This window comes from Methanobrevibacter sp. UBA417, assembly GCF_002508845.1.
GTDB classification, from domain to species: Archaea; Methanobacteriota; Methanobacteria; order Methanobacteriales; family Methanobacteriaceae; genus Methanobrevibacter_A; species Methanobrevibacter_A acididurans.
On the sequence record NZ_DAZC01000009.1, the window covers coordinates 23,535 to 30,052 of the forward strand.

The following is a 6,518-nucleotide window of genomic DNA, read 5'->3' on the forward strand; positions in this document are numbered from 1 at the left end:
TGAGAACCTTTAGTTATAATTAAAGATTCTAAATAACCTTGAGTATTATGCTCTTGATTACCTCCACTCATTTGGATTAAATAATTCTTACCATTTAAATATTGAGTAGATGCAACAGCACTAGAACTACTAGGATTATCAGATGAAACTGTAATAGTTAAAGTGAAGCTATCACCTTGACCATTAACATTATATGTTTCAGTAAAACCTGAACCAGTAGATTGATTAGAGACTAATTTATAATTATAACCAGTCAGATTTAATTTCAAATCTCCTGTAGCTAAAATCTTTTCTTCTTGTGAAAAAAGATTTATACCAGAACCAGAAACTAAAAATACTGTACCTGCCACTATTAAGCAACACAAAATAACTGTCAAACAGATTATTATAAGTTTGTTAGATTCCACAATTTTCACCCCCACATTAAATTTAATGATTAATTTTAAATTATAAAGGTTATTACTTATATATTTTCCTAAATAAATCTAAGATAAATATTAAAAAGAGAATTTAAACTAATTTTTAAGAATAAAACTGAAAAAAAATAAAAAAGAGTATAAAAAAAATTTTTGTTTTTAATAGTAGTAATCTTTAATTCTTGCTCCAATATTACTACAAATAAATGCAACAACTATTGCTACTATGATATCCCATATGAACCATCCAAATCCATTATAACCTCCACATGCGAAATCAATAACAATTGCTGAGATTAGACCTAAGATTAAACTGTTTAAACCAAGATCACCTAATTCATTAGCACTTAAGAATCCCATTATAAGAGCACCGATTATAATTACCCAGAATGTGTGAGCGAATACTCCTAAAAAGATTGTGATTATTAAACCGAAAATTAAAGGTAGAAGATATTTAGCCACTAAAGTATTTTCACCATTCATTCCTCTAGCTTGAACTCCTAACCATCCGAATATGAATGCTAATATAATTGCAATAATTAAATCCCATACTAACCATCCGAATCCATTATAACCTCCAATAGCGAAGTCTATAATGAGTACAGATATAACGGCCACTATAACACTATTTATTCCAAGATCAGTCATTTCATCTATTGTTAATAAACCCATAATAAGGGCTCCAATAATGATTCCATAGGTATTATGTCCTACAAATCCTAATAAACAGGTAATTATTATCCCAATTATTACAGGTAATCCAAATCTTTTAATGGAATTATCTGTATTAAAATCTAGATTAAAATCCATTTTAAAAACACCTCCATTTAAATTGTAAATTACTATTACTTTATTAATATAATAAAAGTGTTATTTAAAATTTTTTAAAAAAAAGTTTAAGAAAAAAAATTAAAAAATTGTCTATTTATTTTTAAGATTTTTTCTTACATGAAAAGCAAATATCATCTTGACTATTAGTTTTAAATGTTTTACCACATACACGACAGGTTACAGTATGTAAACTAGTTTTTTGTGGATTTAAATCTGTCATTTGACAAGGACATGTACCATTAGTCATTTGTCCTTTAATTTTCTGTTCAAATGCTTTATCTTCATTTAACATTTTTATACTAACCTATTAATTACATAAAACACATTCACTAGAAGATAGGCCTAGTGAACTTAAAAATAATGTGTAATCTTTTTGATTTAATTCATTTAGAGGCATTAATGAAAAAATACTAATTAAACCTTCTTTTAATAGTTCAGATAATCTTTTAAAGGTATCATCATTTAATACTTCATCAAAATTTCTTTCATTAATGATGAAAACTATATCTACTACAGGTTGTAATCTAATTTCTTGTATCTTATTTGATTCAACATTAACTTTATCACTATTTCTGTCTTTCTTGAAAACTAAAATATCTTCACTAGAATCATTTGTCACTACACCAACTCTACCATTATCAGGTAAAGTATAAAATAGTGAGTAAGATCCATTTGCCCAGTTTCTCCATCTTTCAACATTAAACACTGTTTCCATTTTTTCAACACATCCTTTAAAAATTTTTTTTTATATTTCTAATTCTAATATAAGCTGGTCATGATCTGATAATTCATAATTTAACATATATGCATTTTTCAAATTCTTTTGTAATTTTTTATTTACAAATATGTAATCAAATTTAAATCCACCTTGGATTTCATATTCTCTTAATCTTGAACTTCTCCAAGTGTATTCTCTATCTTCTTGATGGAATACTCTGTATGTATCTATAAATCCTGAATCTATTAATTCATCAAATAGTTTTCGCTCTTCAGGCAAATATCCTGGTCCAGTATAGTTAGGATTATATAAATCTTGTTCTGTGTGTGCTACATTAAAATCTCCACAGAGTATTACATTATGTCCTTGTTGGCGTAGGCTTACTACATAATGGAACGTGTTATATATGAAATCTATTTTATGTTTAATGATTTCTTCACTATGACCATTAGGAGCATAAGCATTGATTAAAACAAAATCATCATAATCTAAACGGAGCAATCGTCCTTCTTTACCATCCTCTATTCCTAATCCCCATAATACTAATTCTGGTTTGATTTTAGTGTATATTGCTACTCCACTAGATCTTCCACGTTCCCTAGTGTAAAATTTACTTTTATATCCGGGAATATTACGAACTTTATCTTTTAATTTATGCTCAGGTGTTTTAACTTCTTGTACACAAATAATATCAGGATTAACTTCTTTCACAACTTTTTCAAAGCCTCGAAGGAAAGCTGCATTAATTCCATTTAAATTACATGACATTATTTTATAATTTTTCATTGTGTTTAACTTTTCCCTTAAAATATATTACTTATTATGTACATTTTTAAGTTTTTTATTAATAAAGTTTTTCATAAACATATTATTTTTTAATCTAAATACATTTGTCTTAATTTCATTATTTCATCATCATTTATTCCTAAAAAATTTCTACGATAATTATCTAAACCACCATAATAAGCATTAATTGTACTGAAAACATTTAAAATATAAGATTCCTTAGCAGTTAAAATTGTGTATAATACATTTCGTAATTCTGGACTTATTTCCTGTTTGATATTATATTTACTTATAGTTGCCTTAAATTTTTCATGCATAAAATGTCCAGTTATATGATAATCTTCAACTATAACATCTAAGGATACATTTAAACAAGCAAGTAAAATTGCCGTACAAACCCCAGTCCGATCTTTACCTTCATTACAGTGCCATAAAGTGCTACCATGTTCATGATTTATAATTATTTTTAAGAATTTACCTATCTGTTCTTGAGAGTATTTACTGTTTACCATATCAGCATATAATGTCATCATATACTCTTCAGGAGTTAATCCTTTTGATTTAAAACTTCCAAGTAATGTTTCAACTTTATCAATATTTGGACTTTTACTATGAATTAAAACATTTCCAGGATTTTCCAATATTTGATTCACTATTACTTTAACTGTTGGAAAGTAAGGATCCGGTGTTTCACTTATCTCAATTCCTGTACGTAAATCTACTATTAAACGTAAATCATAATCTTCAATGAGAACCGCTTGATCATGTGGGCTTGCATTTTTCAACACTCCACTTCTAATTAAACGATGATGTTTAATCTTGTGACCATCTAATGTTGGTATTCCTCCAAGATCTCTTGTATTATATAATCCTTCAAGTGGGATTTTATTTATATTTGTATTCATAAAAGTTTTTATCCTAATATTTTTATTATTCAGATTTTAATGATTCTATTAAAGTATTAGTTGGTATTTGTATTACTTTTTCATAGTAAGGCATTAAATATTCATAAGTATCAATTAAGTATTTTAAATCTTCATTTAAGGATTCATCACTTATTTCATCTAACTTATATTCTTTACCTACAATATTTCCAGCAGCACACTTTCTTGGATTAAATTTAAATTCTTCAGGTACATCATCTAGATAAGTTCGTAACTTTTCACCACGAATAAAAAGTAAATCCATATTACCAGCTAAACCTTTACAACCTTGATCTAATTTCACATATAAACGATTACTCTTAGGGTAAAAACTATAACCTAAAAACAATCCAGTCCTATAAGAATCACCAGCATTTAAATTAAAAATAATAGCAAAAGGAACATTCAACCAATTCTTCCGACCAGTATGAATACTAACCTTATAATCTTCAGGTTCATCCACAATACTATGAATACTTGATTTTAAATCATCACAGTATTCATCTTCAATCTTAGAAACAAATTCACTTTCACTTTTAGATATATCCATTTCATCTTCATAATTTAATAAGATATCCTTAAAATTTTCACTATTCAAAATATAACACACTCCCAAAAAAATATATTATTTAATTCTCCATTAAAGTTAAAATCATAGCCTTTAAAATACTACTAGTTAATTTCACATTAACTAATTCATTAGTATACTTAAAAGATTTAACACTTTTATCAGTATCCTTAAAATATTGAGGCTTAGCCCTAGATTCAATTTGAACTTTTAAAGCATCACTATAAGTAGTTAAATTCATAATTTTACTAAAAGGAATATTACTTGACTTTAATTTACCAGTATAAACTATACGTTTATTAGTTAAAATAAGTTTACCAGAATCAATTTGAGTTAAAACATCACGAGAACTACTCTGACCTTGAGCCCCACCTAAACGAATATTAACACCTTTAGCAACACGAACAGAACCACCACCATAACCACCAGTACTAGTTCTAACAGCCCTAGGCTCTAATAAAATCACATTATCCAAATCCAAATATGCAATTTCACCCCTTTTAAGAATAATAGAACTAGTAGTAATAGGTTTTAATAATTCAGGATGTTTAGGTATAAGCATTGGCAATACATTAGTTGCTTGTTTAATTTTCTCCTTTCTAACTTTTTCTTCACCTTCACGTTTTAACTTTAATTTTTTAGCAGCTTCTTTATCTAAAACTTTCTGCTCCTTATCTGAAATTCCACCCTTAAAAATACGGTACCATTCATCCTTAGTTAAACTTTGATTATTATACTTAAGCCAAACAGCATTATCCTTATTTTCAATATCCTTTAAATTATAAGCATGCATATTTTTACTAAATTTCAAACCACAATCAGGACAATAATATGTATAAGAATTTTTAATTAAACCATTCTTTTTATACTGATTAAGAGATTTTTTTTCACAAACGGGACAAAAATAAGAATTAACTTTAACACCAAACTTATCATTTATCTCTTGATTTTCATTATCTTTTATATTCTTTTCAGGCTTGTTGTTCTCTTCAATCACATTAGTAATTTTTTCCTTTGTTTCTTCAGATACATCATTTTTATCATTGGTAACAGGTTTTTTAGTATCAATTAATTCCTCAATATCCTCTGATTTTTTAGATTCATCAGATTCATTATTTAAATCTACAGTGACTTCTGAGTCATCTTTTTCATCAACAACAGATCCCACAGTATCAATTAATTCTTCAGGTTTATCAGTTTTAGATTCTTCATTTGCTAAACTTTCATTATTAATATTAGATTTATTTAAATCTTCACTATTTACATCTTCAGAATTTAATGCATCCATGTTTTTAAAAGGATGACCGCAGTTTACACAAAATTTAGATATGTCTTCATTTTTATATCCACATTCAGTACAAAATTTAACCATAATTACCATCCTTTAGGTACTTTAATAAAACTTAATAATTTAGGTTCTTCCCCTTTATTTATTTCACTTGCAGATGAATATGCATCAATAATTTGAACAAAGTATATAATTATGAGAAAAGCAGTCATATTTGAATTTACTCCTATTGAAAAGAAAATTATTGCTGCTAAAATAAAGTATAGTAAACCTCTTTTTGTTTGCTTATTATACCAGGCACCAGCACCTATAAAAATTACCGCGAATAGTATACTTAAAAACTTGTTTTTATGTTTTAAAGGTTTATGTATCTGATTAGGATTAACATTATTATTTTTAGTGGATTCAAAATTTACATTATCAATATTTCTAACTGATTCTCCTTTTTGGTTTAAATTAGAATTACTTATTGGTTCAGCTTTATTTTTAATATTTAAATCTTTATTTTCTTTGTTAAATTTAGCATCAGCATCATGTAAATTTTTATTATCCTCATTAGAATTGAGATTCGTATTATCAGTATTAATATTTGTTGAAGATAAATCTACATTAAGTTTGCCTCCGCAGTTTAAGCAAAACTTAGCATCAGATTCATTTAAATATCCACATTTTGGACATTTTTGTTTATTTAAATTATTTTCACCTAATTTATATCCACAGTTTAAGCAAAACTTAGCATCAGATTCATTTAAATATCCACATCTAGTGCATTGAACATTTGATTCATCACTCATTTTATATAAACCCCCATAATATTTTCTTATAATTATATCTACTTTTATAATTAGTAATATTAATAAGTTTTATAAAAAATTTTTTATATATTTCAAGAAAAAAAAGATTTTTATGAATCAAATGAAATTATATTTTAAATATTTAAAAAAAAAAGAAAAAGAAAATTAAGTAAATTTTTACTTAATTTAAGCAG

The 6,518-nt window shown here is 26.3% G+C and carries 9 protein-coding genes; all 9 read right to left on the reverse strand.

Translation table 11 applies throughout. The features are described 5' to 3' along the window. The coding region (locus tag BP769_RS01210; RefSeq protein ID WP_413861838.1) for a hypothetical protein at positions 1-407 on the reverse strand (407 nt) is incomplete at its 3' end. Between the two features lie 168 nt (positions 408-575). Next, positions 576-1,226, reverse strand: coding sequence for a hypothetical protein (locus BP769_RS01215; RefSeq protein WP_409199037.1), 651 nt, complete (start codon positions 1,224-1,226; stop codon positions 576-578). 121 nt (positions 1,227-1,347) lie between these two features. Continuing rightward, positions 1,348-1,539, reverse strand: coding sequence for a hypothetical protein (locus tag BP769_RS01220; RefSeq protein WP_409199038.1), 192 nt, complete (start codon positions 1,537-1,539; stop codon positions 1,348-1,350). 15 nt (positions 1,540-1,554) lie between these two features. Beyond that, positions 1,555-1,962 carry a hypothetical protein gene (locus BP769_RS01225; RefSeq protein ID WP_409199039.1) on the reverse strand — a complete coding sequence of 136 codons (408 nt, stop codon included), beginning with the start codon at positions 1,960-1,962 and terminating at the stop codon, positions 1,555-1,557. Between the two features lie 30 nt (positions 1,963-1,992). Then, positions 1,993-2,751, reverse strand: coding sequence for an exodeoxyribonuclease III (locus tag BP769_RS01230; RefSeq protein ID WP_409199040.1), 759 nt, complete (start codon positions 2,749-2,751; stop codon positions 1,993-1,995). An 89-nt stretch (positions 2,752-2,840) separates the two neighbouring features. Beyond that, the gene (locus tag BP769_RS01235; RefSeq protein ID WP_409199041.1) at positions 2,841-3,656 is read right to left on the reverse strand and encodes a tyrosine-protein phosphatase; all 816 of its coding nucleotides are present in this window, start codon (positions 3,654-3,656) and stop codon (positions 2,841-2,843) included. A gap of 25 nt (positions 3,657-3,681) precedes the next feature. Beyond that, a complete protein-coding gene (locus BP769_RS01240; protein WP_409199042.1) occupies positions 3,682-4,272 on the reverse strand; it encodes an MrcB family domain-containing protein in 591 nt (196 codons plus the stop codon). A gap of 31 nt (positions 4,273-4,303) precedes the next feature. Next, complete coding sequence (locus BP769_RS01245; RefSeq protein WP_413823901.1) at positions 4,304-5,614, reverse strand: zinc ribbon domain-containing protein; 1,311 nt, start codon at positions 5,612-5,614, stop codon at positions 4,304-4,306. Between the two features lie 2 nt (positions 5,615-5,616). Further along, the gene (locus BP769_RS01250) at positions 5,617-6,324 is read right to left on the reverse strand and encodes a zinc-ribbon domain-containing protein (protein WP_409199045.1); all 708 of its coding nucleotides are present in this window, start codon (positions 6,322-6,324) and stop codon (positions 5,617-5,619) included. Positions 6,325-6,518 lie beyond the last annotated feature (194 nt).

Excerpts from the sequence above, each read along its gene's own strand:
- BP769_RS01230 (WP_409199040.1), bottom strand. The coding sequence starts at position 2,751 with ATGAAAAATTATAAAATAATGTCATGTAATTTAAATGGAATTAATGCA.
- BP769_RS01235 (WP_409199041.1), bottom strand. The coding sequence starts at position 3,656 with ATGAATACAAATATAAATAAAATCCCACTTGAAGGATTATATAATACA.
- BP769_RS01250 (WP_409199045.1), bottom strand. The coding sequence starts at position 6,324 with ATGAGTGATGAATCAAATGTTCAATGCACTAGATGTGGATATTTAAAT.
- BP769_RS01245 (WP_413823901.1), bottom strand. The coding sequence starts at position 5,614 with ATGGTTAAATTTTGTACTGAATGTGGATATAAAAATGAAGACATATCT.
- BP769_RS01215 (WP_409199037.1), bottom strand. The coding sequence starts at position 1,226 with ATGGATTTTAATCTAGATTTTAATACAGATAATTCCATTAAAAGATTT.
- BP769_RS01220 (WP_409199038.1), bottom strand. The coding sequence starts at position 1,539 with ATGTTAAATGAAGATAAAGCATTTGAACAGAAAATTAAAGGACAAATG.
- BP769_RS01225 (WP_409199039.1), bottom strand. The coding sequence starts at position 1,962 with ATGGAAACAGTGTTTAATGTTGAAAGATGGAGAAACTGGGCAAATGGA.